The 24,882-nt window shown below is 47.6% G+C and carries 36 protein-coding genes; all 36 read left to right on the top strand.

What is annotated here, in order from left to right:
* Positions 1-89 precede the first annotated feature (89 nt).
* The 36 genes from rpsJ (at position 90) to BKB51_RS07310 (ending at position 24,754) form a co-directional block, all read left to right on the top strand.
* Positions 90-404, top strand: coding sequence for a 30S ribosomal protein S10 (gene rpsJ, locus BKB51_RS07485; RefSeq protein WP_046510018.1), 315 nt, complete (start codon positions 90-92; stop codon positions 402-404).
* Positions 405-407: 3 nt separating this feature from the next.
* Entirely contained in the window at positions 408-1,121 is a 714-nt protein-coding gene (rplC, locus tag BKB51_RS07480) for a 50S ribosomal protein L3 (RefSeq protein ID WP_085900479.1), read from the top strand.
* A 2-nt stretch (positions 1,122-1,123) separates the two neighbouring features.
* Complete coding sequence (gene rplD / locus BKB51_RS07475; protein ID WP_085900478.1) at positions 1,124-1,741, top strand: 50S ribosomal protein L4; 618 nt, start codon at positions 1,124-1,126, stop codon at positions 1,739-1,741.
* The gene (locus tag BKB51_RS07470; protein WP_047763796.1) at positions 1,738-2,070 is read left to right on the top strand and encodes a 50S ribosomal protein L23; all 333 of its coding nucleotides are present in this window, start codon (positions 1,738-1,740) and stop codon (positions 2,068-2,070) included. The genes rplD and BKB51_RS07470 overlap by 4 nt, the downstream gene beginning before the upstream one ends.
* A gap of 4 nt (positions 2,071-2,074) precedes the next feature.
* Positions 2,075-2,905: a 50S ribosomal protein L2 gene (rplB, locus tag BKB51_RS07465; RefSeq protein WP_046510022.1), complete on the top strand. Its 831-nt coding sequence runs from the start codon at positions 2,075-2,077 to the stop codon at positions 2,903-2,905.
* Between the two features lie 16 nt (positions 2,906-2,921).
* Positions 2,922-3,206 (top strand): 30S ribosomal protein S19, encoded by a 285-nt coding sequence (gene rpsS, locus BKB51_RS07460; protein WP_046510023.1) that lies wholly within the window; start codon positions 2,922-2,924, stop codon positions 3,204-3,206.
* Complete coding sequence (gene rplV, locus BKB51_RS07455; RefSeq protein ID WP_046510024.1) at positions 3,203-3,583, top strand: 50S ribosomal protein L22; 381 nt, start codon at positions 3,203-3,205, stop codon at positions 3,581-3,583. The genes rpsS and rplV overlap by 4 nt, the downstream gene beginning before the upstream one ends.
* Positions 3,583-4,263, top strand: coding sequence for a 30S ribosomal protein S3 (rpsC, locus tag BKB51_RS07450; RefSeq protein ID WP_085900477.1), 681 nt, complete (start codon positions 3,583-3,585; stop codon positions 4,261-4,263). Before rplV ends, rpsC begins: the two co-directional genes overlap by 1 nt.
* A gap of 26 nt (positions 4,264-4,289) precedes the next feature.
* Positions 4,290-4,712: a 50S ribosomal protein L16 gene (gene rplP, locus BKB51_RS07445; protein WP_085900476.1), complete on the top strand. Its 423-nt coding sequence runs from the start codon at positions 4,290-4,292 to the stop codon at positions 4,710-4,712.
* A complete protein-coding gene (gene rpmC / locus BKB51_RS07440; protein WP_046510027.1) occupies positions 4,712-4,906 on the top strand; it encodes a 50S ribosomal protein L29 in 195 nt (64 codons plus the stop codon). The genes rplP and rpmC overlap by 1 nt, the downstream gene beginning before the upstream one ends.
* 12 nt (positions 4,907-4,918) lie before the next feature.
* Positions 4,919-5,164, top strand: coding sequence for a 30S ribosomal protein S17 (rpsQ, locus tag BKB51_RS07435; RefSeq protein WP_046510028.1), 246 nt, complete (start codon positions 4,919-4,921; stop codon positions 5,162-5,164).
* 16 nt (positions 5,165-5,180) lie between these two features.
* On the top strand, positions 5,181-5,549 hold the full coding sequence (gene rplN, locus BKB51_RS07430; RefSeq protein ID WP_047763793.1) for a 50S ribosomal protein L14: 369 nt from the start codon (positions 5,181-5,183) through the stop codon (positions 5,547-5,549).
* Entirely contained in the window at positions 5,549-5,869 is a 321-nt protein-coding gene (gene rplX / locus BKB51_RS07425; protein ID WP_046510030.1) for a 50S ribosomal protein L24, read from the top strand. The genes rplN and rplX overlap by 1 nt, the downstream gene beginning before the upstream one ends.
* A gap of 13 nt (positions 5,870-5,882) precedes the next feature.
* Positions 5,883-6,428, top strand: a complete 546-nt coding sequence (rplE, locus tag BKB51_RS07420; protein WP_047763791.1) for a 50S ribosomal protein L5 — start codon at positions 5,883-5,885, stop codon at positions 6,426-6,428.
* Between the two features lie 22 nt (positions 6,429-6,450).
* The gene (gene rpsN / locus BKB51_RS07415; protein ID WP_046510031.1) at positions 6,451-6,756 is read left to right on the top strand and encodes a 30S ribosomal protein S14; all 306 of its coding nucleotides are present in this window, start codon (positions 6,451-6,453) and stop codon (positions 6,754-6,756) included.
* Between the two features lie 15 nt (positions 6,757-6,771).
* Positions 6,772-7,170, top strand: a complete 399-nt coding sequence (gene rpsH / locus BKB51_RS07410) for a 30S ribosomal protein S8 (RefSeq protein WP_047763789.1) — start codon at positions 6,772-6,774, stop codon at positions 7,168-7,170.
* Positions 7,171-7,181: 11 nt separating this feature from the next.
* A complete protein-coding gene (gene rplF, locus BKB51_RS07405; RefSeq protein WP_085900475.1) occupies positions 7,182-7,715 on the top strand; it encodes a 50S ribosomal protein L6 in 534 nt (177 codons plus the stop codon).
* A gap of 3 nt (positions 7,716-7,718) precedes the next feature.
* Entirely contained in the window at positions 7,719-8,081 is a 363-nt protein-coding gene (rplR, locus tag BKB51_RS07400) for a 50S ribosomal protein L18 (protein WP_085900474.1), read from the top strand.
* 13 nt (positions 8,082-8,094) lie between these two features.
* On the top strand, positions 8,095-8,661 hold the full coding sequence (gene rpsE, locus BKB51_RS07395) for a 30S ribosomal protein S5 (protein ID WP_047763786.1): 567 nt from the start codon (positions 8,095-8,097) through the stop codon (positions 8,659-8,661).
* A 5-nt stretch (positions 8,662-8,666) separates the two neighbouring features.
* Positions 8,667-8,855, top strand: a complete 189-nt coding sequence (gene rpmD / locus BKB51_RS07390) for a 50S ribosomal protein L30 (protein ID WP_046510036.1) — start codon at positions 8,667-8,669, stop codon at positions 8,853-8,855.
* A 45-nt stretch (positions 8,856-8,900) separates the two neighbouring features.
* Positions 8,901-9,365 (top strand): 50S ribosomal protein L15, encoded by a 465-nt coding sequence (rplO, locus tag BKB51_RS07385; RefSeq protein ID WP_052742166.1) that lies wholly within the window; start codon positions 8,901-8,903, stop codon positions 9,363-9,365.
* 89 nt (positions 9,366-9,454) lie between these two features.
* Positions 9,455-10,780 (top strand): preprotein translocase subunit SecY, encoded by a 1,326-nt coding sequence (gene secY / locus BKB51_RS07380; protein WP_046510038.1) that lies wholly within the window; start codon positions 9,455-9,457, stop codon positions 10,778-10,780.
* Positions 10,777-11,349 (top strand): adenylate kinase, encoded by a 573-nt coding sequence (locus BKB51_RS07375; RefSeq protein ID WP_085900473.1) that lies wholly within the window; start codon positions 10,777-10,779, stop codon positions 11,347-11,349. The genes secY and BKB51_RS07375 overlap by 4 nt, the downstream gene beginning before the upstream one ends.
* 263 nt (positions 11,350-11,612) lie before the next feature.
* On the top strand, positions 11,613-11,981 hold the full coding sequence (rpsM, locus tag BKB51_RS07370; RefSeq protein WP_046510040.1) for a 30S ribosomal protein S13: 369 nt from the start codon (positions 11,613-11,615) through the stop codon (positions 11,979-11,981).
* A gap of 14 nt (positions 11,982-11,995) precedes the next feature.
* Complete coding sequence (gene rpsK, locus BKB51_RS07365; protein WP_047763782.1) at positions 11,996-12,388, top strand: 30S ribosomal protein S11; 393 nt, start codon at positions 11,996-11,998, stop codon at positions 12,386-12,388.
* 160 nt (positions 12,389-12,548) lie between these two features.
* Positions 12,549-13,565 carry a DNA-directed RNA polymerase subunit alpha gene (locus BKB51_RS07360; RefSeq protein WP_047763781.1) on the top strand — a complete coding sequence of 339 codons (1,017 nt, stop codon included), beginning with the start codon at positions 12,549-12,551 and terminating at the stop codon, positions 13,563-13,565.
* A 129-nt stretch (positions 13,566-13,694) separates the two neighbouring features.
* Positions 13,695-14,114, top strand: a complete 420-nt coding sequence (rplQ, locus tag BKB51_RS07355; RefSeq protein WP_047763780.1) for a 50S ribosomal protein L17 — start codon at positions 13,695-13,697, stop codon at positions 14,112-14,114.
* A 195-nt stretch (positions 14,115-14,309) separates the two neighbouring features.
* A complete protein-coding gene (locus tag BKB51_RS07350; RefSeq protein ID WP_085900472.1) occupies positions 14,310-15,746 on the top strand; it encodes a DegQ family serine endoprotease in 1,437 nt (478 codons plus the stop codon).
* 50 nt (positions 15,747-15,796) lie between these two features.
* Positions 15,797-17,089 (top strand): replication-associated recombination protein A, encoded by a 1,293-nt coding sequence (locus BKB51_RS07345; RefSeq protein WP_085900471.1) that lies wholly within the window; start codon positions 15,797-15,799, stop codon positions 17,087-17,089.
* Between the two features lie 153 nt (positions 17,090-17,242).
* Positions 17,243-17,920: a cysteine hydrolase family protein gene (locus BKB51_RS07340; RefSeq protein WP_085900470.1), complete on the top strand. Its 678-nt coding sequence runs from the start codon at positions 17,243-17,245 to the stop codon at positions 17,918-17,920.
* Between the two features lie 172 nt (positions 17,921-18,092).
* Positions 18,093-18,473 (top strand): fluoride efflux transporter CrcB, encoded by a 381-nt coding sequence (gene crcB, locus BKB51_RS07335; RefSeq protein ID WP_085900469.1) that lies wholly within the window; start codon positions 18,093-18,095, stop codon positions 18,471-18,473.
* Positions 18,470-19,528, top strand: a complete 1,059-nt coding sequence (locus BKB51_RS07330) for an RluA family pseudouridine synthase (RefSeq protein ID WP_085900468.1) — start codon at positions 18,470-18,472, stop codon at positions 19,526-19,528. Before crcB ends, BKB51_RS07330 begins: the two co-directional genes overlap by 4 nt.
* A 53-nt stretch (positions 19,529-19,581) precedes the next feature.
* Positions 19,582-20,259, top strand: a complete 678-nt coding sequence (locus tag BKB51_RS07325; protein WP_085900467.1) for an HAD-IA family hydrolase — start codon at positions 19,582-19,584, stop codon at positions 20,257-20,259.
* Positions 20,260-20,309: 50 nt separating this feature from the next.
* Positions 20,310-21,023 (top strand): ATP12 family chaperone protein, encoded by a 714-nt coding sequence (locus tag BKB51_RS07320; protein WP_085900466.1) that lies wholly within the window; start codon positions 20,310-20,312, stop codon positions 21,021-21,023.
* A gap of 115 nt (positions 21,024-21,138) precedes the next feature.
* Positions 21,139-22,671 (top strand): acyl-CoA carboxylase subunit beta, encoded by a 1,533-nt coding sequence (locus BKB51_RS07315; protein ID WP_085900465.1) that lies wholly within the window; start codon positions 21,139-21,141, stop codon positions 22,669-22,671.
* A gap of 79 nt (positions 22,672-22,750) precedes the next feature.
* A complete protein-coding gene (locus BKB51_RS07310; protein WP_179188005.1) occupies positions 22,751-24,754 on the top strand; it encodes an acetyl-CoA carboxylase biotin carboxylase subunit in 2,004 nt (667 codons plus the stop codon).
* Positions 24,755-24,882 lie beyond the last annotated feature (128 nt).

Raw genomic sequence — 24,882 nt, 5'->3', positions numbered from 1 at the left:
GACGAAATTGTTTATATTAACTCTGAAAGGGGTTAACTGCGTTCCAATGCCGCGAATGGTACGAACGGGTTAATCAAGGGTGGCTGAGAATGTCCAGCCAGAATATTAGAATTCGCCTAAAGGCGTACGATCACAGGGTCCTAGACCAATCTACATCTGAGATCGTTGGGACTGCCAAGCGCACAGGTGCGCAGGTTCAAGGTCCTATTCCACTACCGACTCGCATTGAGAAATTTACAGTCCTTCGTGGTCCTCACATCGATAAGAAGAGTCGTGAGCAGTTCGAAATCAGAACTCACAAGCGTCTTATTGACATCGTTGAGCCAACACCACAAACCGTAGACGCGCTTATGAAGCTTGATCTTGCGGCTGGTGTTGATGTTGAGATTAAACTGAAAGGCTAAGCAATGCGTACGGGTCTTATTGCGCAGAAACTTGGTATGTCTCGCGTCTTCACAGAAGCTGGGAATCATGTTCCAGTAACTGTTTTGAAGCTAGAGAGCTGTCAGGTTGTTGCGGTCCGTAATCAAGAGACGGACGGCTATAATGCGATTCAGCTTGGCTCTGGTGTAGCCAAGGTGAAAAATGTGAGTAAAGCTGAGCGTGGTCATTATGCCAAAGCTAAGGTTGCTCCGAAGAAACATACAGCAGAATTTCGTGTATCAGCAGACGCCCTATTGGACGTCGGTGTTGAGCTGGATGCGGGTCACTTTGTTGCAGGTCAGTATGTAGACGTTACCGGTACTTCTATCGGTAAAGGTTTCGCTGGTGCGATGAAGCGTCATAATTTTGGTGGTCTACGTGCGTCGCACGGTGTTTCCGTTTCTCACCGTAGTCACGGTTCTACTGGTAACAGTCAGGATCCTGGTAAGGTGTTCAAGGGTAAGAAGATGGCTGGTCACATGGGTGATCGTCGTGTGACTACCCAGAATCTGGAAATCGTTGCTACCGATGGTGACAATGGCTTGATCCTTGTTAAGGGTGCTATTCCTGGCTCAAAAGGCGGTTGGGTTTACATTAGCGATGCTGTGAAGCGTGCACTTCCTGAAGGTGTTCCGTTCCCTGCTGGTCTAAAAGCTGCTGCTGCTGAAGCTCCTGCTGCTGAAGAGAAGGATCAATAACCATGAAGATCGCGGTTACATCCCTCGAAAATAAAAAAGCTGGTGAAGTTGAACTGAACGAATCTGTGTTCGGTCTTCCGGTTCGTGCTGATTTACTCGCGCGTATGGTCAACTATCAGCTTGCCAAGCGTCGTGCTGGCACACACAAGGTTAAAGAACGCGGCGAAGTTCGCGGTTCAACCCGTAAGATCAAGAATCAGAAAGGTGGCGGCGCTCGTCACGGTTCTATTCGTGCAAACCTCTTCCGTGGTGGTGGTATTGTTCATGGACCTCGCGTTCAGGATCATTCACACGATCTTCCGAAGAAAGTTCGCCTTCTTGCTCTTAAAACTGCACTTTCAGCAAAAGCTGCTGAAGGTAAGTTGGTTGTTCTTGATAACACCGAAGTCAAAGAACCAAAAACCTCTGCATTGGTTAAGCAGTTGGCAGCATTGGGCTGGTCTTCAGCTCTTGTTATCGACGGCGCATCAGTGAACGAAGGTTTTGCTCGTGCTTCTCGCAATATCCCATGCGTTGATGTTCTGCCACAGCAGGGCGCAAACGTATTTGATATTCTGCGTCGCGACACATTGGTTTTGACCAAGGATGCTGTTGAAGCGCTGGAGGCGCGTCTAAAATGAGCAGAGCACGCGCACGTAACACCAAGCCGGTGACCATTTCTAAAGAACGGATGTATGAAATCATCCGTCGTCCGGTCATCACCGAGAAGGCTACTCTTGGTTCAGAAAACAACCAGGTTACCTTCCAAGTTCCGCTTGATGCTTCTAAGCCTGAAATCAGTTTGGCTATTGAAGGTTTGTTTGGCGTTAAGGTTGAAGCGGTTAATACCCTTCGCGTTAAAGGTAAAACAAAACGTTTCAAAGGTCGTCCTGGTCGTCGTTCAGACGTTAAAAAGGCAATTATTTCCCTGCCAGACGGGGAAAGCATCGACGTGACGACGGGAATTTAATCCGATGGCGTTGAAAACTTTTAATCCAGTCACACCAAGTCAAAGAAACCTGGTGTTGATCGATCGCTCTGATCTTTACAAAGGCAAGCCAGTTAAGAAATTAACTGAAGGCCTTACAAAGTCAGGTGGACGTAATAATAATGGTCGGATCACCATGCGCCGTCGTGGCGGTGGTCATAAGCGTTCTTACCGTATCATCGACTTCAAGCGTACAAAGTTTGATGTTGCTGCTACTGTACAACGCATTGAGTACGATCCGAACCGTACGGCGTTTATCGCCTTAATCGAATATGCAGATGGTGAGCAAGCCTATATCTTGGCTCCTCAGCGCCTGCAGGTCGGTGATAGTGTCATCTCTGGTGCTAAAACCGATGTTAAACCTGGTAATGCTATGCCACTTAGCGCGATTCCTGTGGGTACTATTGTCCACAATGTCGAGCTAAAGGCTGGCAAGGGTGGGCAGATTGCTCGTTCAGCCGGTACGTATGTACAGTTGGTTGGTCGCGATGCAGGATATGCCCAAATTCGCTTGAACTCAGGCGAGTTACGTATGGTACGCGCCGAATGCATGGCGACGGTTGGATCCGTGTCCAACCCGGACAATTCGAACCAGAAGCTTGGTAAAGCTGGCCGTAATCGCTGGCTTGGCAAGCGTCCGTCTGTTCGTGGTGTTGCTATGAACCCGGTGGACCACCCGCACGGTGGTGGTGAAGGTCGTACATCGGGTGGTCGTCACCCGGTCACTCCTTGGGGGAAACCTACAAAGGGTGCTCGTACTCGCTCCAACAAGAAGACCGATGGGTTGATTATCCGTCGTCGTCATCAGAAACGCTAAGTGAGGGGATGGCCATATGGCTCGTTCCGTTTGGAAAGGCCCGTTTGTTGATGCCTGTCTGTTAAAGAAGGCTGAGACCGTGCGTAGCGCGGGTCGTAACGAAATTATTAAGACATGGTCCCGTCGTTCCACCATCATGCCACAGTTTGTTGGTTTGACTTTTGGTGTGTACAACGGCCGTAAGCACATCCCGGTTCTTGTAACTGAGAATATGGTTGGCCATAAATTCGGTGAATTCGCTCCATCGCGTACCTATTGGGGTCACGCTGTGGATAAGAAAGCGAAGAAAGGCAGAAAATGAGTAAGTCAAAACGTGATCGTGCGTTAGCTGACAACGAAGCTCGTGCTATTGCTGTTAACCTTCGCACTTCACCGCGCAAACTAAACCTGGTTGCGGCAAGCATTCGTGGGAAATCTGCAGAGTCTGCTTTGGCAGAACTGACTTTCTCCAAGCGTCGTATTGCTATTGAAGTGAAAAAAGCACTTCAGTCTGCAATTGCTAATGCTGAAAACAACCATCAGCTTGATGTAGATCGTCTCTTTGTATCTGAGGCTTTCGTCGGTAAAAGCTTTGTCATGAAGCGTTTCCGGGCACGTGCTCGCGGTCGTGTTGGCCGTTTGCTCAAGCCTTGGAGCCAATTGACAGTTGTTGTCCGTGAACGCGAGGAGACAGCGTAATGGGTCAGAAGATTAATCCTATCGGCCTTCGTGTCGGTATCATCCGGACCTGGGATTCTCGTTGGTTTGCAGATGGTGACTATGCTGATCTGCTTCATGAAGATCTTGGCATCCGTGAGTTTCTGCGCGAGCGCTTGAAACAAGCTGGTGTTTCTCGGATCATCATCGAGCGTCCAGCGAAGAAAGCCCGTGTTACCATTTACACTGCCCGTCCGGGTGTTGTGATCGGTAAAAAGGGATCGGATATTGAAAAACTGCGTCGTGAGCTTCAGAAACTTACTTCTAGCGAAGTACATCTGAATATCGTAGAAATCCGGAAACCAGAAATTGATGCGAAATTGGTTGCAGACAACATCTGTAGTCAGTTAGAACGTCGTGTGGCTTTCCGTCGTGCTATGAAACGATCTGTTCAGTCAGCTATGCGTCTCGGCGCACAGGGCATTCGTATTAACTGCGCCGGCCGTTTGGGTGGTGCTGAGATTGCTCGTACTGAATGGTATCGTGAAGGACGTGTTCCACTCCACACTCTTCGTGCGGAAGTTGATTACGCTGAGTCCCGTGCATCCACCACTTTCGGTATTTGTGGTGTGAAGGTATGGATCTTTAAAGGCGAGATCTTGGAACATGACCCAATGGCCATGGATAAGCGATCTCAGGATTCACAGGCCGCTCGTTCGTAACGGGCTTAGCTTGAGGAAATAGTAATATGTTGCAGCCAAAGCGGACTAAGTTCCGCAAAGCACATAAAGGCCGGATCCACGGTAATGCTAAGGGTGGTACCCAATTGAATTTTGGTGCCTACGGTCTTAAAGCCGTAACCCCTGGTCGTGTATCTGCCCGACAAATCGAAGCGGCCCGTCGTACCGTTACACGTCATATGAAACGTGTCGGTAAGTTGTGGATCCGCATCTTCCCAGACGTGCCGGTTACATCTAAACCTGCAGAAGTGCGTCAGGGTAAAGGTAAAGGTAACATCGAATGGTGGGCAGCTAGGGTTAAACCTGGTCGTGTCATCTTTGAACTCGATGGTGTTCCTTTGGACGTTGCTCGCGAGGCTTTCTCGTTGGCAGCTGCTAAATTACCAATTCAGACGAAATTTATTGTTCGTCCGGGTGAGGGAGTGAACTAATGAAATCAAGTGATCTCCGTACTAAAACGGCTGATGAGCTTAAAGAAGAGATGGTAAAGTTGCGTAAAGAGCAGTTTAACCTCCGCTTCCAACAAGCCAGCGGTCAGCTTGAAAACACGGCTCGTTGTCGTCAGGTTCGCCGCGACATTGCACGAGTTAAAACTGTCCTGCAGTCTCTGCAGGCAGCTTCTTAAGGAGTTTACACAATGCCACGGCGTGTGTTGCAGGGTGTCGTAGTTAGCGATAAGACCGACAAGACTATTACTGTTCTTGTAGAACGTCGCGTTATGCACCCGATCTACAAGAAGTTCATTAAGCGTTCGAAGAAGTATCACGCTCATGACGAGACCAACGCAGTAAAAGCGGGAGATGTCGTCAAGATTCGTGAATGCAGTCCAATTTCCAAGACCAAGTCTTGGGAAGTGGTCAGTGACGCTTCTACCGAAGCATAGTATTTAGGATATAGCCATGATCCAGATGCAGTCTCAGCTTGAAGTAGCTGACAACTCCGGTGCTCGTAGAGTACAGTGCATCAAGGTGCTTGGTGGTTCCAAACGTAAAACCGCCAGTATCGGTGACGTCATCAAAGTCTCTGTCAAGGAAGCAATTCCACGTGGCAAAGTCAAAAAAGGTGATGTACACCGTGCCGTGATTGTACGCACGGCAAAAGAAATCCGTCGTCAAGACGGCACCTCGATCCGCTTTGATACTAATGCGGCTGTTTTGATTAACAAATCAAATGAGCCTATTGGTACTCGTATTTTCGGCCCGGTTACCCGTGAACTGCGTGCGCGCAGCTTCATGAAAATCGTGTCATTGGCGCCTGAGGTGCTGTAATGAGCAAAAAGTTTAAGATCAAAAAAGGCGACCAGGTTGTTCTTACAACCGGTCGTGACAAGGGTAAAAAAGGCGAAGTGCTTCGAGTACTTCGCGACGAAGATCGCGTTGTTGTACAAGGCGTAAACGTCGTGAAGAAGCATCAGTCTGCTTCCCAGACATCACAGGGCGGAATCATCGAGCAAGAAGCTTCCGTTCATATTTCTAATATTGCACTAGTTGACCCTAAATCTGGGGATGCCACACGCGTTGGTTTCCGTACAGAAGGGGATCGCAAAGTGCGCTTCGCCAAGAAATCTGGCGAAGTAGTTGATGTATAGGGCGAGGTTGACCATGACACAGCCACGCTTGAAGGCACATTATAACAGTGAAGTTAGAGACGCTCTTAAAGGCGAATTTAACTACACTAACCCGATGCAGATTCCTAAGCTTGAGAAAATCGTGCTTAATATCGGTGTTGGTAAAGCCGTACAGGACACCAAAAAGGTTAAGCATGCAGCTTCTGAACTAGAAGCAATTGCAGCGCAAAAACCTGTTATCACACGTGCCAAGAAATCCATTGCGGGTTTCAAAGTTCGTGAAGATATGCCACTAGGCTGTAAGGTGACACTGCGCGGCGATCGCATGTATGAATTCCTTGATCGTCTTGTGACGATTGCTCTTCCACGTGTTCGTGATTTTCGCGGCGTGAAAGGCAATGCATTTGACGGCCTTGGAAACTATAACATGGGACTCAAGGAGCAGATTGTTTTCCCGGAAATCGAATACGATCGCGTAGACGAAATCCGCGGGATGAATATTACCATCTGCACCACGGCGAAAACCGATGAGGAAGCGAAAGCTCTCCTTGCCAGGTTCGACATGCCGTTCGCTAACTGAACGGGCAGAAAGGAATAGTAAAATGGCTAAGAAAAGTGCCATTGCTAAGAACGAAAAACGCCGCCGTATGGTAGCAAAGCAAGCTGAAAAGCGTGCTGCGCTTAAGGCGATTGCAACAGACCGTTCTGCTTCCCCGGAAGAAGTCTTCCAGGCTAGCATGAAATTGGCTCAGTTGCCTCGTGACGGTGCAAAGATCCGCGTACGTAACCGTTGTGGCGTCACAGGACGTCCTCGTGGATTCTATCGTAAGTTCAAGCTCTCTCGTATCGCGCTTCGTGATCTGGCCTCTGTTGGCCAGGCACCTGGTGTCGTTAAGTCGAGCTGGTAAGGAAGGACCGACGATATGGCGATGAGCGATCCTTTAGGGGATATGCTAACCCGCATCCGTAACGGACAACGGGTTGGTAAAAGCGTCGTTCGCGCGCCAGCTTCTAAGCTGCGCGCCAATGTACTCGAAGTTCTAAAACGCGAAGGTTTTATTCGCGGCTTTAGTAAAGTTGACGTTCGTGCTGGTATTAGTGAACTAGCTATCGAACTGAAATATGCAGATGGTGATCCGGCGATTTCTGAAATCAGCCGTGTGTCACGTCCTGGTCGTCGCGTGTACTCTAAAATTAAAGAGCTACCACGTTACTACAACGGACTTGGTGTCACCATTCTTTCTACGCCTAGCGGCGTAATGTCCGATCAAGAAGCCCGTACCGCCAATGTTGGTGGTGAGGTTCTCTGCCAGGTATTCTAAGGGAGTTTGATATGTCTCGTGTAGGCAAGAACCCCGTAGAAGTACCAAGTGGGGTCGAACTAAAGATTGACGGCAATGTCGTCTCTGCAAAAGGGAAGCTGGGTGAACTCAGCTTCGCAGCTACGGATGATGTAACTTTCTCTCTCGATGATGGAAAAGTTACAGTAACTCCAGCTAATGACAGCAAGCGTGCTCGCTCTATGTGGGGTACTGCTCGCAGTCGTGTCCAGAATCTGGTTACTGGTGTTTCCGAAGGTTACACCAAGAACCTTGAGATTAACGGTGTTGGTTATCGCGCGGCTGTTCAAGGTAATACTTTGAACCTGCAGCTTGGTTATTCACATGATGTTCTCTTCCCAATTCCGGAAGGCATTACTATCAAATGTGAAAAGCCAACGGCTGTTGCCGTTTCGGGGATCGACAAGCAGAAAGTCGGCCAGGTGGCTGCTGTCATCCGTGGGTACCGCCCACCAGAGCCTTACAAAGGCAAAGGTGTTAAGTACTCCGATGAAGTCATTCTGCGCAAAGAAGGCAAGAAGAAGTAACCCATGCGTAAGCTTATCTCATTGCACGATCGCCGCAAAAGTCGCGTTCGTACACAGCTACGGCGCACGGGTAATGGTCGTCCTCGCCTGTCAGTATTTCGTTCGAGCAAGAATATCTATGCTCAAGTGATTGATGACAAGCAGGGTGTCACTGTTGCCGCTGCGTCAACCCTGGACGGAGCTCTGAAGAGCGATTTGAAAACTGGTGCAGATAAAGATGCTGCCGTTAAAGTTGGAAAACTCGTTGCAGAGCGCGCCGTCGCCGCCGGTATCACGGACGTCGTTTTCGACCGTGGTGGATACATTTATCATGGTCGTGTCAAAGCTTTGGCTGATGCGGCTCGTGAAGCTGGCTTAAAGTTCTAAGGGGACTAGTTTTATGGCACGTTCTCAAAAAGAAAATCGCGGTCGTAGAGACGATCGCAACCGCGATGAACCGGAACTGATCGAAAAACTGGTTGGTATTAACCGTGTTGCCAAGGTGGTCAAAGGTGGCCGTCGTTTTGGCTTCGCTGCTATTGTCGTCGTTGGTGACGGTCGTGGTCGCGTAGGTCATGGCACTGGTAAAGCCCGTGAAGTTCCTGAAGCAATTCGTAAGGCTACGGAAGCTGCAAAACAGAACATGGTTCGTGTTCCTCTTCGTGAGGGCCGTACTTTGCACCATGACATCAAAGGTCATTACGGTGCAGGCCATGTTGTAATGCGCAGCGCACCAGTGGGTACCGGTATTATCGCCGGTGGTCCTCTCCGTGCCGTTTTTGAAGCTCTTGGTGTTCAGGATGTGGTCTCTAAGTCCACAGGTACTTCGAACCCGCATAACCTGATTAAAGCTGCTATCGATGGCCTGACGCGTTCGCGTAGCCCTCGTATGGTTGCTCAGCGTCGCGGTAAGAAGGTTTCTGATATTCTAGGCAACCGTGCTGCAGGCACAGAAGCTCAAGGATAAATACCATGGCAGCTAAAAAAACGATTACTGTGGTACAGGTAGGAAGTCCAATCGGACGGACTAAAGATCAGCGCGCAACACTTGTTGGTCTGGGCCTCAATAAAATGAACCGCCGTCGTACATTGGAAGATACACCTTCCGTACGTGGCATGATCAACAAGGTTAGCCATCTTGTTAAGGTGGTGGAAGCCTAAGGGCTTTCACTATCCTGACAAGAAGGAGAAACTGGGACCATTACGATGAAGCTAAATCAGCTTTCCGATAACCCAGGTGCTACGAAAGATCGCAAACGCGTCGGTCGTGGTACTGGTTCCGGCTACGGCAAAAATGCCGGTGGCGGACACAAGGGTCAAAAGTCTCGTTCCGGCGTAAGCATTAAAGGCTTCGAAGGCGGTCAGATGCCATTGCATCGTCGTCTGCCGAAACGTGGATTTAACAACATCTTCCGGAAGAACTATGTTCCTTTGAACATTGGTCGTCTTCAGGCAGCGATTGACGCTAAGAAAATCGATGCTAAAAAGCCGATCGATCAAGAAGTTCTTGTTACTTCTGGTATCATTACCAATGCTCGTGACGGCATTCGCCTGTTGGCGAACGGCGAATTGAAAGCAAAAGTGGAAATCACTGTTGCTGGCGCTTCCGCCGCTGCTATTGCAGCCGTAGAGAAATCAGGTGGCTCTGTCACCGTTCCTGCGAGCAAGTAATTTTGTAAAGGCAGAAATCCCTTTCTTTTGATGGGGGTTTCTGCCTTTAGTATTTTTTAGTCAATTTTTATATTACCGGGAATAGGCATATGGCATCTGCTGCTGAGCAATTAGCCGCGAATATTAATCTTAGTGCGTTTTCTAAAGCCACAGATTTGAAAAAGCGTATCTGGTTCACTCTGGGTGCGCTTATTGTGTATCGTCTAGGAACTTATATTCCTCTTCCCGGAATTGATCCTATTGTATTCCAGCAAGCCTTCAACGCGCAGGCGGGTGGTGTGCTTGGAATGTTTAACCTCTTTTCCGGTGGTGCTCTTGAGAGAATGACAATTCTCGCCTTGAACATCATGCCATATATTTCTGCATCTATTATCATGCAGTTGATGACCGCAATCTCTCCTCAGATTGAAGCTCTCAAAAAAGAAGGTGAAGCCGGTCGTAAAAAAATCAACCAATACACACGCTACGGTACAGTGGTCTTAGCTGCTGTTCAGGCTTATGGTATTGCTCGTGGTTTACAGGGGGCTCAGGATTTTGGGGCTGCCGTGATTAATCCGGGACTTTTCTTTGAACTAACAACAGTCATTACCCTGACAGGTGGTACAATCTTCCTGATGTGGTTGGGTGAGCAGATTACGCAGCGCGGTATCGGTAACGGTATCTCTCTTATTATCTTCTCTGGTATCGTTGCAGGCTTGCCTTCTGCGCTTGCGCAAACATTCCAGCTAAGTCAAAGCAATGGTTTTGTTGCCTTGATCATTCTGTTGGTTCCACTTGTTATTGCAGGTATCGTTTGCTTCGAACGTGCACACCGCAAAGTTATTGTACAGTATCCAAAGCGTCAGGTTGGTAACAAAATGTTCGGTGGTGATTCTTCTCACCTGCCAATCAAGCTGAACGTATCTGGTGTGATCCCACCGATTTTTGCATCTTCTTTGCTGCTGATGCCAATTACCGCGGCTCAATTCTCTGCCGGTAGTTCCGAGTGGCTGACATGGGTTACTGCAAACCTTGGTCGTGGCACTGTTGGATACATGCTTCTTTTCAGTACGCTGATCGCTTTCTTTGCCTTCTTCTATAAGACAATTGTCTTCAATACAGAAGAGACGGCTGACAACCTTAAGAAAAATGGCGGTTTTGTTCCTGGCATTCGCCCTGGAAAAAACACAGCTGCACATCTTGACTATATCATCAATCGGCTAACAATTGCTGGGGCTGCATATCTTGTAGCTGTATGTTTGCTACCTGAGATTTTGATCTCTCAATATGCTGTTCCATTCTATTTTGGCGGGACAAGTTTGTTGATTGTCGTTTCCGTAACAATGGATACGGTTGGACAGATCCATTCTCATCTGGTGGCTCATCAGTATGAAGGCCTAATTAAAAAATCAAAATTAAAGGGTAGGCGTGGATGAACATAGTATTGTTTGGCCCTCCGGGAGCGGGGAAGGGTACACAGGCAGCAATTCTGGTTGAACAGCACAACATTGTGCAACTTTCAACAGGTGACATGTTAAGAGCAGCTGTTGCTGCGGGGACAGAGCTTGGTAAACAAGCCAAGTCTGTTATGGATGCCGGACAGTTGGTTGCTGATGATTTGATCATTGGCATCATCTCTGACCGTATTGATGAAGCTGATTGTAAAAACGGTTTTATTCTGGACGGCTTCCCCCGGACAGTTGCGCAGGCCGAAGGCCTGGATGCGATGTTGGAAGAAAAAGGTCTGAAGCTCGACAGCACAATCGAGATTGTTGTTGATGAGCAAATTCTTTTCAGCCGTATCGAACAACGTGCCAGCGAGACACCTGAAGCAGAGCGTCGCGCGGATGACAATGCTGAAACGCTTAAAAAGCGCCTCGCGGTTTATCACGAGCAAACTGCCCCTGTGCTGCCTTACTATGAAAAGAAAGGCAATTTGCACAAAGTGGACGGTATGCAATCAATTGAGGAAGTGGCGAGTCAGATCGCTAATTTCCTTAAGTAAGACTTACCCATTGACAGGCGGACGGATTGGCATATAATCCGCCGCCGAATGGACATTTTTGTTGGGAATCTAAGCTTTTTTGCCGATTTTCAATAAAACGTATTTCGGGTGACTTTATCTACCACCCAATACAATTTCGGGTTTCGGCCTGAAAACAAGAACTACACGACGTCTCTCATTTCACCTCTAGAGAATGTCGCGGATTAATTTAACCAGGGTTTCCAAATAGTTGGAGCCCGATCTGTGTTTGTGAGGAGAGCGTAGTGGCTCGTATTGCTGGCGTCAACATCCCGACGCAAAAGCGGGTACTGATCGCATTGACCTATATCCATGGTATTGGTCCTGCGATTTCTAAGAAAATCTGTGAAGAAGTTGGCATTCCGGCTGAACGCCGTGTTAACGAATTGACAGAAGATGAAGTACTTCGCATTCGTGAAACAATTGATAACAACTGCACTGTTGAAGGTGACCTTCGCCGTGAAGTTGCTATGAACATCAAACGTCTGATGGATCTAGGTTGCCTGCGCGGCCTTCGTCATCGTAAACGCCTTCCAGTTCGCGGGCAGCGTACTCGGACTAACGCACGTACGCGTAAAGGTCCTGCTGTTGCTATCGCTGGTAAGAAGAAATAAGAGGGCAGTAGAAAATGGCTAAAGCTCAGCAGGGGCGCGTTAAGCGTCGCGAGCGGAAGAATATTTCTTCTGGTATCGCTCACATCAGTGCAACTTTTAACAACACGATCATCACGATCACTGACGTACAGGGAAATGCTATTTCTTGGGCATCAGCTGGTGGTCTAGGTTTTAAAGGTTCTCGTAAGTCCACTCCATATGCTGCTCAGCTTGCTGCAGAAGATGCAGGCAAAAAAGCTCAGGATCATGGAATGAAGACTCTCGAAGTCAACGTTAAGGGCCCAGGGTCAGGACGTGAGTCCGCTCTTCGTGCTCTGCAGGCAGTTGGTTTTACCATCACTGGTATCCGTGATGTAACACCAATTCCGCACAACGGATGTCGTCCACCTAAACGCCGTCGCGTATAAGTGGATTTAGGGCAGGCTGTTTAACGGGTAGCCTGCCTGTATCTAACTCGTCTAAAGCCGGATTTTGTTTCCGGCTTTTGGCATATACATGACACTGCAAGAACCATTGTTACGTCCCGTTCGTGATCGATAGCTTGCACGTCAAAAAAGAGGTTTTACTGTGATTCAGACTAACTGGAATGCTTTGATTAAGCCTGAAAGTCTCGTTGTTGAGCCAGGCATTGATAGCAATCGTATTGCTAAAGTTGTTGCTGAGCCGCTAGAGCGTGGTTTCGGTCTTACACTTGGTAACGCGCTGCGTCGCGTTCTTCTGTCATCTTTGCAAGGTGCTGCTGTTACATCCATCCACATTGATGGTGTACTGCACGAGTTCTCATCTATTCCTGGTGTTCGTGAAGACGTTACTGACGTTATTCTTAACATCAAAACCATCGCTCTGCGTATGGAAGGTGAAGAGCCAAAGCGCATGCGTCTTCGCGCAGAAGGTCCTGGTTCTGTTACTGCCGGTCAAATCGAAACAACTGGTGACATCGAAGTGATGAACCCGGATCTTGTGATCTGTACTCTGGATGATGGTGCTCATCTGGACATGGAACTTACCGTTGATACCGGTAAAGGCTATGTTGCTGCTTCTCAGAACCGTGTTGAAGATGCGCCAATCGGTCTTGTACCTGTTGATTCAATCTTCTCGCCAGTTCGTAAGGTGTCCTACAAAGTCGACAACACTCGTGTTGGTCAGGTAACTGACTATGACAAGCTGACACTTGAAATCGAAACTGATGGTTCTATCACACCAGAAGATGCGATCGCTGTTGCGTCTCGTATTCTTCAGGATCAGCTTTCTCTCTTCGTTAACTTCGATGAGCCGAAAGTTGAAGAAGTTGACGATCGTCCAAGTGAACCTCCGTTCAACCGTAACCTTCTTCGCAAGGTTGATGAGCTTGAACTGTCTGTTCGTTCAGCTAACTGCCTCAAAAACGATAACATCGTTTACATCGGTGATCTGGTTCAGAAAACCGAAGCAGAGATGCTACGTACACCTAACTTCGGTCGTAAATCTCTTAATGAGATCAAAGAAGTTCTTTCCGGTATGGGCCTACACCTCGGTATGGAAATTGCCGAATGGCCGCCAGAGAACATCGAAGAGTTGGCAAAGCGTCTCGACGAACCTTTCTAAGAAGGTTCTGAGTTACCAAAGGGGAATGCATCCCCAAACCCTGGCGATTTCATCTGATTTTTAAATCAGGCGGCGTTAGGGAATTTAATCCGTCTCGTGCGCGAGACACTAGATATTAGGAGAACAGATATGCGTCACGGAATGAGTGGTCGTAAACTAAACCGTACTTCCAGCCACCGTAAGGCTATGTTTGCAAACATGGCTCACGCGTTGATCAAACACGAACAGATCAAAACAACGCTTCCAAAAGCCAAAGACCTTCGTCCAATCGTTGAGAAATTGGTTACACTTGGTAAGCGCGGTGACCTGCACGCTCGTCGTCAGGCTCTAGCTGTTCTTCGTGATACAAAACTAACTGCTAAACTTTTTGACGTACTTGCCGAGCGTTACAAAGACCGTCAGGGTGGATACACTCGCGTTCTTAAAGCTGGCTTCCGTCATGGTGATATGGCGCCAATGGCGTTCATCGAATTCGTTGATCGCGACCTTGATGCCAAAGGCCAGGATTCTGGTCCTGTAGTTGGTGATGAGGATGAAGGAGAAGAGTAAGCCTCTTTTTCTTCACATTTAAGTACTATCAAAAGGCAGTCCTTGGGGCTGCCTTTTGTTTTTGTCCCTTTTGTTTTGGCAGTGGATGAGGGCATAAAGATTTTTACAAAGAGATATTTTGACACAGGGATAACTGTGTTAAATCTGAGGGTGAACAAACTGCGAACTGTTTATTTCATAAGGAACGAAATACTGATGCGTATTCTGCCTACAAATCTATTGCCAGTTTTCCTGTCAATCATGGCGTTATTTTTGATTCAGAATAACCTGTCTGTTTCTTCTGTTTCCGCACAAACGGTGCCAACTAGTCAGGCGCAGATAAATTTGAGCTTCTCACCCGTTGTGAAACAGACGTCACCAGCCGTGGTCAATATCTTCACCAAAACGTTGGTCAAAGAACGTGCAGTTCCATCACTATTCAACGATCCTTTTTTTCGTAAGTTCTTTGGTAACAACTTACCGGGTCGTGAAAGAAAGCGGATGGGGAAATCCTTGGGATCGGGTGTGATCGTTCGCGAAAATGGGTTGATTGTTACGAATCACCATGTCATCGACTCTGCAACTGAAATTCAGGTTGTTCTGGCAGATCGCCGGGAGTTCTCTGCTGAATTGGTTCTTAGTGATAAAGATACAGATCTGGCAATACTGAAAATTGATACTCAGGGCGAAAAGCTACCAACTCTGGAGTTGATGGATTCTGACACAATTGATGTTGGTGATCTTGTCCTCGCGATTGGTAATCCTTTTGGTGTGGGCCAAACCGTCACCAGCGGGATTGTTTCTGCACTGGCACGGACACAGGTCGGGGTGGCGGACTTTCAGTTCTTTATCCAGACAGATGCAGCCATTAATCCCGGGAACTCTGGGGGTGCCTTGGTTACATTGGATGGTAAGCTTTTGGGAATTAACACGGCGATCTTCTCTTCCTCAAGGAATGGCGGTTCGATTGGTATTGGTTTTGCCATTCCGGCTAATATGGTTCGCACCGTTATACATTCTGCAGAACAGGGGAGAGAGCTGGTTCGTGCCTGGCCCGGTATTGCAGGGCAGGATTTGAATGCTGATCTGGCTCTTGGTTTTGGTCTGAATCGCCCCGGTGGTGTTGTTGTGAGTAATGTTTACCCCGGCGGACCCGCTGACAAGGCAGGTATTCGTGGGGGGGATGTTATTTTATCTGTTGGGGGGAAAGAAGTGATCAATGTTGAATCTCTTCGGTTCCGCATTGCGACAATCCCTGTCGGTGAAAAAGTTGAACTAGAGCTTTGGAGAGGGCGTAAAGCAAAAACGGTTACTTATCTGGCAAGTCCGGCCCCTGAAACGCCAAAAAGGAATGAACAAGAAATTCGAGGTTCAAACCCCTTGGCTGGTTCTATTCTTACCAATCTCTCGCCTGCAGTTGCAGAAGAGTTACATCTTGGAAGCTTGTGGGAAGGGGTCATGGTGAAAAATGTTGCGCGAAGAAGCCCCGCTCATCAAATAAGTCTGCAGCCACAAGATATTCTGCTGAATGTAAACGGTGTTCAAATCAACAGAGTTGCCGACGTTAAAAAGGCTTTAAATAAAAAAACAAAGAGCTGGACGTTGGTTATCAGTCGAGAAGGGCGTAAGAGAACGCTCGAATTAAAACGCTAGTGTCTATTCCTAACGTTATGGGAATGATGATGCCACAAGGAACATATTAAGTGGTTGGTTTATTCGAAGATCCAACATCAAGGCCACTGGCGGACCGCTTGCGTCCGCAGACACTGGATCAGGTTGTCGGGCAAGATCACCTTGTTGGTGAAAACGGTCCAATTGGGCGTATGGTTCGGGCACAACGTTTGGCCTCCATGATTTTATGGGGAACGCCGGGGTGTGGAAAAACCACAATTGCGCGATTGCTGGCTGATGTTACTGATCTTCACTTTGAGCCACTATCGGCCATTTTTTCCGGCGTTGCTGACCTGCGCAAGATCTTTGAAAAAGCACGCGAACGAAAGGCGATGGGGCAAGGCACGCTGCTATTTATTGATGAAATCCATCGCTTTAACAGGGCGCAGCAGGATAGTTTCCTTCCCTACATGGAAGATGGCACCATTGTTCTCGTTGGGGCGACGACTGAAAATCCTTCTTTTGAGCTAAATGCGGCGCTCTTATCTCGCTCTCAAGTCATGGTGCTCAAGCGCATAGATGAGGAGGGGATGGATGGTCTTTTAATACGAGCAGAACAGGAAATGGGGTTTGAATTACCCCTTACAGGTGAAGCTCGGCAATCGGTTATTGCCATGGCAGATGGTGACGGCCGTTACCTTTTGAACATGGCAGAAGAACTCTTTACACTGCCACCGGGTGATGCTTTGGATACCGGAGATCTGGCAACGGTTATTCAAAAACGTGCGCCGATTTATGATAAAGGCCAGGAAGGGCATTATAATCTAATATCAGCCCTGCATAAATCGCTTCGTGGATCTGATTGTGACGCAGCGCTTTATTGGTTGGCACGAATGCTGGCAGGCGGAGAAGATCCCAATTATATCGCGCGAAGACTTTTAAGGTTTGCTGTTGAAGATATCGGTCTTGCAGATCCCAATGCAATGTCGCAGGCGCTGCATGCATGGCAATCTTTCGAGCGTTTAGGATCTCCAGAGGGAGAATTGGCTCTGGCTCAAGCCGTAATCTATCTTGGTACAGCGCCGAAATCCAATGCGGCTTATGCTGCTTATAAAAGTAGTGTTCGATCTGCAAAAGAAACCGGATCTCTTTCTCCGCCGATGCATATTCTAAATGCACCGACCAAAATGATGAAAGATCTCGGTTACGGAAAAAACTATGCTTATGATCATGATGCACAGGATGGTTTTTCCGGGCAAAACTACTTTCCGGATAATATGCCCCGTCATAATTTCTACCAACCCGTGGAAAGAGGCTTTGAACGAGACGTAAAAAAACGGCTTCTTTACTGGGACAAGTTGCGCCAAGAGCGGCAGAAACCCTGAGAATTAACCAAGGAATGCAAAAACTGCGTGCCTGCCATGTATATCTGATGATTGCAAAGGTGCGACATTTTGGTGTTATTTGTAGGCAGAAATCCTAAAACTAGTTCTTGTGTCGAAAAACACAGACCGCGTTCCAAGAGGGTAAAGCCAGCAATGCCAGATTATATTCGTCCGCAAAAAGATCATGTGGCACTCATTTCTCTATCTGCGCAGCGAGATTATATCCTCCCAAGTTCTCCTATCCGAGCATCCGGTCTTTCCCGCGCCATTCCTGCAATGGAAAAATTGGTTCAGGGCTTTCGTGACCGTCTAGCCCCGGTTTATCATTCTATCCGTCTTTATAAAACGGATGGGTCAAATGTTGATCTCTGTCGTCGTACGGCAGTAGAAGAAGGGTTGCGTATCTTTATGCCGGGAAGCCTTGGTGCGGAACTGGTTGATGAAATCCAGCCTGAAGGCAAAGAAGTTCGCATTAACCCGGATCTCCTTTTTGATGGCAAGTTCCAGGAAATTGGCGAGAACGAATCAATTTTCTATCGTCCGCGTTGGGGAGCGTTTCATGACACGCCATTGGAAAATGAGCTTAAAGCGCGTGGTGTAAACACACTGGTTCTTTGCGGGTTCTCATTTACCACTGCAACACGGGCAACGATTTACGAAGCAAGTGCACGTGATTTCCGGGTTATTGTTGTTCCGGACGCTTTGTGTAATGCGACGGAACAAGGTCTTCACGAACTCGGGCGTATGGGCGTATACATGATGGAAACAGACGAACTGTTGTCCTGGTTGCGTGATCCCCGCGAAAATGGCGAAAGTGAAAAGGCAGCCTAGGCTGTTACACAAATAGAAAAGCCATTTCTCTTATTTTGCCAAGCTGCCTCATATTTGTTAGTTAGAACTGGATGCACAGGTGCGGCTGGATTGAGCAGTCACTTTTGCAAAGATTTGTTCTTGGGTCATTCTGGTTTGATTATTCCTATTTGATCATTTTGGCAGGTACGTAATGAAAATGCTGGCAGCAGTTGCCCTTGGTGGTGCGATCGGGGCAATGGGACGATATCTGGTCATTATTACGATGGGTACTATGGTGGGAACCATGATCCCTGTTGGTACTTTGACAGTGAATATCGTTGGCTCGTTTGCGATGGGCATACTTGTTCCCTTGATTGGTGTTGGTGATCTTGTATCGCAGGAACTGAGGGCTTTTTTGACCGTTGGCCTGTTGGGCGCATTTACAACTTTTTCGACCTTTTCGATGGATGTTGTTGTTCTTTTCCAGCGTGATGCCATTGGATTGGCAGCCTTGTACTTGTCTTTATCTGTCTTTCTCTCTATAGCAGCCTTTGTTGCTGGATATTATCTAATGAGGTCTTTTGTCGTATGAGTGCCGTTACCATGGTTAAAGTTGGAACAGATGATGGCGGCGTACGTCTTGATCGTTGGTTCAAAAAGCACTACCCGGCTTTTAGTTATATCCAGGTCGAGAAAATGTTGCGTAAAGGCCAGATCCGTATTGATGGCAAGCGTGCAAAAGCCTCATCTCGGCTAGAACCGGGGCAGGAAATTCGGGTTCCACCAGTTCCAGATCGTTCCACTGATAATCGCCCACGCAGAAATGAACCGACCATGAGCCCCGAAGAAATTCAGTATGTCAGGGATATGGTGATCTACAGAGATGATTCTGTTATTGCATTGAATAAGCCTGCTGGTTTGGCTGTACAAGGTGGAACGGGACAAAGCAAACACCTGGATGGCATGCTCGAAGCTCTCTGTTATGACAAACAGGAAAAGCCGCGTTTGGTGCATCGGCTGGATAAAGATACCAGTGGTGTTCTACTCCTTGCGCGTAATGCAAATTCTGCCCGTATTCTGACCAAATCGTTTAAAGGCAAAACAGCTAAGAAAGTCTATTGGGCGCTTGTTGCTGCTGTCCCGCCGCAGAAGAAGGGGTGGATTTATCTGCCATTGGAAAAACAGGCTGGCGCGCAGGGCGAAAAGATGGTGATCGATTATGATACCGGGAAAGAAGCACTGACTCTTTATAGCATGATTGATAAGGTCGGACGTAAAGCAGCCTGGGTTGCGCTGATGCCTTTGACTGGTCGTACACACCAACTGCGTGCGCATTGTGGCGCACTTGAGGCCCCAATCCTAGGGGATGGCAAGTACGGAGGCAAAGATGCTTATCCATTGGGAAACAAAATTTCAAAAGACATGATGCTCCATGCCCGGGAAATTGCTGTTCCTCATCCTGAAGATGGTACAACGTTGAGGGTAAAAGCAGACCTTTCCCCGCATATGGTTGATGCTTGGAAGACATTGGGCTTCAAACAAGGACATGGTGATGATGCCGTTGATTTGCTCGAAGGCTATGCCGGGGATCTTGCCCACTGCCCACCACGTGAATTGAGAGATTTTTATAAATCCAAAGAACACTAACCCCAACAGTGTTAATCCTGATTAGTTCGTGGCGAATTTAAAGTGAGGTAGAGGTGCCAAGGCAACCTTTTAAACTGGTTATTTTTGATTTTGACGGCACGCTTGTTGATAGTCAGTTCAATATTCATAAAAACATGATCGAAGCTTTCACAGTAAATGGTCTTTCTGAACCTACTCTGGAAGATGTTCGCCGTATTGTTGGACTGAAGTTGGAATATGCAGTGGCCGAGATGTTGCCCAGGGATGCTAGCTGGGAGTTGGCTTGCAAGGTTTCGGATTCCTATCGGGAATCTTTTGTTGAGGCCCGGCAAAAGCCCTGTTTTGAAGAGCCAGTTTTTGACGGTGTGCGTGAAATGTTGCAACGTCTGGATCAACCAGAAACGCTATTGGCTATCGCGACGGGTAAAAATTTGCGGGGACTTAAAAAGAGTCTCGATCATCACGGATTTCAGGATCACTTTGTGACTTTGAAAACGGCGGATGATGGGCCAAGTAAACCACATCCAGAAATTCTCTATCAGGCTATGGCGGAAAATGGTGTTGATCCAAAAGATACAGTCATGATTGGTGATACAACGTATGATATTGAAATGGCACGTGCGGCGGGTGTATCTGCTGTTGGCGTTTCCTGGGGGTATCATGAAACACAGGCATTGTTTGATGCGGGCGCCCATATCGTTGTGAATTCCTGCGAAGAACTTCCCGAACGCTTTGTTGATCTGGTACAATAGAAATTGTGAAAACCAGCTGTTTAATCTTAACTAATGAATAGACTGAACTGATGTCTTCTACACTTGCTTTAAAACGATTTTATAAACAGGCGACAGCCGAAGCTTCGGACGAGGGCTTTGTTGTTCTTCTTGATGGACGTGTTGTTAAAACGCCAGAACAGCTTCCGTTATTATTTCCAACTTTACAGCTAGCCGAAGCCGTTGCTGCGGAATGGGACGCGCAGGAAAAGGAAATTGATGCGGCGACAATGCCGATGATGACGCTTGCCTGTACGGCCATTGATTGGGTTGGTAAGGAAAGATTACAGGCTGAAGAAGGCATTGGTGAGTATGCCGGGCACGATTTGCTTTGTTATTGGGATGACAGCATGCCTGAACTTCAGGATCGACAAAAAGAGGTATGGCAACCGTTACTCGATTGGGCCGCACTGACATTTGATGCGCCTTTAGCAACGACCAGTGGTCTTTTGAGTGTTGAACAGCCCGAAAGTGCCGTATCTGCGCTTAAAAAAGCTGTGTGCAGTTTTCCCAATATGGAGTTGGCAGCCTTATCAACCATAGTCAGAACGGGCGGTTCTTTGATTGTTGGTTTGGCGTTGTTGAAAAATCATATAGATGTTGAAAAGGCTATAGAAGCCGTACTTTTACATGAAAAATTTCAAATCGAACGCTGGGGGGCTGATGAAGAAGCCGAGCAGCGTCATGTAAATATTTTAACTGAATTTCGCACTGCAATGAAATTTTTAAGTCTAATTCATGACTGACTAGTTACAGAGTACTAGTATCGTTAAACCCTACGTGCTATCAATTACGTCCTGTTAAATATCGCAGTGCAAAACTGCGCCTCGAAATTGATGACATAACAACGTGGGGGAACACGTGCAGGATATCATACAAAAGCTGGAAGCAAAGCGACAGGCGGCCAGAAGCGGTGGAGGAGAGCGTCGGGTTGATGCGCAGCATGGTAAGGGTAAACTTACTGCGCGTGAACGCATTGACGTCTTACTCGACGAAGGTTCTTTTGAAGAATGGGATATGTTTGTAGAACACCGTTGCGTCGACTTCGGTATGGAACAACAAAGTGTCCCTGGTGACGGTGTCGTCACTGGCAGTGGAACAATTAACGGACGTCTCGTTTTTGTTTACAGCCAGGATTTTACCGTTTTTGGAGGATCGCTCTCTGCTTCTCATGCGCAAAAGATCATAAAAATCATGGATAAAGCCATGGAGGTTGGGGCCCCGGTTATTGGTCTCAATGATTCAGGTGGCGCACGAATTCAGGAAGGCGTTGATTCCCTTGCGGGCTACGCAGAAATCTTCCAACGCAATGCGATGGCTTCCGGTGTTATTCCCCAGATTTCCATGATCATGGGACCTTGCGCAGGTGGGGCAGTTTATTCTCCGGCTTTGACTGATTTCATCTTTATGGTGAAAGACAGCTCTTATATGTTTGTGACGGGGCCTGACGTTGTTAAAACAGTGACCCACGAAGAAGTCACTGCAGAAGAACTGGGCGGTGCCATCACTCATAGCAGTAAATCAGGCGTTGCAGATCTCGCATTTGAAAACGATGTCGAAGCCTTGTTAGAGCTTCGTCGATTTATGAGCTTTCTGCCATCATCCAACAGAGAAAAAGCACCGGCGAAACCATCAGCAGATCCTGCGGATCGCGATGAGTTTTCTCTGGATACGCTGATCCCGGATAATCCTAATAAGCCTTATGATATGCAGGAACTTATTAGCAAAATTGTCGATGACGGTGAATTTTTTGAAATTCAACCTGACTATGCCGGAAATATTCTGGTCGGTTTGGCACGCGTTGATGGTGAGACTGTCGGCGTCGTTGCGAACCAGCCGATGGTTCTTGCCGGGTGTCTGGATATCGCATCGTCAATCAAGGCTGCCCGCTTTGTACGTTTCTGTGATTGTTTTAATATTCCGCTTGTGACGCTGGTTGACGTTCCCGGTTTCTTGCCCGGTACATCACAGGAATACAACGGTATTATCAAGCACGGCGCGAAGCTTCTTTATGCCTATGCTGAAGCAACGGTACCTAAGGTAACGGTTATTACCCGTAAAGCTTATGGTGGTGCTTATGATGTGATGTCATCTAAACATCTACGCGGTGATGTGAACTATGCATGGCCGACTTCGGAAATTGCTGTGATGGGGCCGAAAGGCGCTGTTGAGATTATCTTCCGGCAGGATATTGGCGACGCAGAAAAAATCGAAGAGCGTACAGAAGAGTATCGCGAAAAATTTGCGAACCCCTTTGTCGCTGCGTCTCGTGGTTTTATTGACGATGTGATTATGCCGCACGGCACAAGACGTCGTGTTTCAAAAGCCCTGCGAATGCTTAAAAACAAGCAGCAGCAGAATCCTTGGAAAAAACACAGCAATCTGCCGCTGTAAATGATGGAGCTGTTTCCAATGAAGAACAGATCTCGACTTTATAGTGTCATCATAAATCAGGGGGCTTGAAATCGTGGCCTTGTTTGAAAAAATACTTATTGCAAACCGTGGCGAAATCGCTTGCCGCGTCATCCGTACAGCCCAAAGAATGGGTATCAAAACGGTTGCTGTCTATTCCGATGCTGATGCGGCGTCCCTCCATGTGGAAATGGCCGATGAAGCTGTTCACATTGGTCCTGCTGCATCTGCTGAAAGTTATCTCGTTATTGAGAAAATCATCGCTGCTTGTAAACAAACAGGTGCGCAGGCTGTTCATCCCGGCTTTGGGTTTCTGTCTGAAAATGCGTCATTTGTGAAAGCTTTGGATGATGCTGATATTGTCTTTATCGGCCCGCCAACCAATGCAATTGGTGCTATGGGTGACAAGATCGAGTCCAAGCATCTCGCAAAGAAGTCAAACGTGAGCACCGTTCCCGGGCACATGGATTTGATTGAAGACGCTGACGAAGCCGTCAAGATTTCCAGTGATATCGGTTATCCCGTTATGATCAAAGCCTCTGCCGGTGGTGGTGGTAAGGGAATGCGTGTTGCCTATAATGACGAAGAAGCGCGTGAAGGCTATCGTTCTGCACAGAACGAAGCGCGTTCCAGCTTTGGGGACGATAGAATCTTCATTGAAAAGTTCATCGAAGAGCCACGTCATATTGAAATTCAAGTGATCGGCGATAAGCACGGCAACATCATCCACCTTGGTGAGCGGGAATGTTCTATTCAACGTCGTCACCAAAAGGTTATTGAAGAAGCGCCATCCCCGTTTTTGGATGAAACAACACGTGCGGCGATGGGATCTGAAGCCGTCGCCCTTGGCCACGCCGTGAATTATCACTCTGCCGGTACGGTGGAATTCATTGTTGATAAAGACAAGAATTTTTATTTCCTGGAAATGAACACACGTATTCAGGTTGAGCATCCTGTTACAGAGTTGATCACCGGGATTGATATTGTTGAGTGGATGATCAGGGTTGCTGCGGGTGAGAAGCTTGGCCTGAAACAGGATGAAGTCAAACTGGAAGGTTGGGCGGTTGAATCCCGCGTTTATGCCGAAGATCCGCTGAGGAATTTCCTGCCTTCTATCGGACGTCTTGTGCGTTATGAAGCACCGGAATCAGACGAAGAGTACAATGGCCGCCCAGTGATCCGTGTGGATACAGGTGTTGAAGAAGGATCAGAGATCTCTATGTTCTATGATCCGATGATCGCCAAGCTGTGTACTTACGGCCCAGACAGGTTATCAGCTATTGAGTCAATGCGAACAGCGCTGGATTCATACTATATCCGTGGTATCAACCATAACATGGGTTTCCTGTCTGCCGTTATGTCTCAAGATCGCTTTGTCGAAGGTCGGTTGACAACAAATTACATTGTCGAAGAATTCCCGGATGGTTTCCTGGGTCTTGAAGCAACGGATGAGCAGACCAAAACGCTGGTTTCTGTTGCAGCAGTTTTACAAACCAATCTGACGGAACAAACTGCACTTGCCGCGCATCTGAACGGTATCGCCGGCGTTGATATCCCGGTTGAGCTTACGGTCTTTATTGATCGTAAAGCACATCCTGTGCTTATTGATTTACAGGATGACGGATATTTGGTCTCAGGGGATGGTTTTGAAACCTTAATCCGTGGTGATTGGCTTGCGCATGAACCAGTTTTCGTAGGGGAAGTGAATGGTAAAGAGACAGTTATCCAGATTGATCGCAGAGGGCCTGCGCTTAAGTTAACTCTATCGGGCTTGACTGTTGAGGCCATGGTCGTTGAAAGCCGTCTGGCTGCCTATAACGAACTGATGCCAGAAAAGCTTCCACCTGATATGTCCAAGTTCCTTATGTCGCCAATGCCGGGACTTCTGGTCTCTGTTGCGGTTGAAGAAGGGCAGAGCGTAAAGGCTGGTGAAGAGCTTGCAGTCATCGAGGCCATGAAAATGGAAAACATCCTTCGGGCCGAAAAAGATCTCGTTGTGAGCAAGGTTTCTGCTTCGGCTGGTGAAAGCCTTGTCGTTGATCAGGTCATTATTGAATTCGAGTAAAACGTCTTCTCGATTTTAGAACAGAAAAGGGCCGTTTTATACGGCCCTTTTTATTGGGTGTTATCTTGTTGTGTTGATATCGGCGTATTGATGATAAGCTGCTGTTAGATAGAATAATTTTGTGCTTG

The organism is Kiloniella majae, assembly GCF_002118315.1.
GTDB classification, from domain to species: Bacteria; Pseudomonadota; Alphaproteobacteria; order Kiloniellales; family Kiloniellaceae; genus Kiloniella; species Kiloniella majae.
The sequence above is the reverse complement of the archived record's forward strand: the minus strand, read 5'-3'. Positions and strand labels throughout refer to the sequence as shown.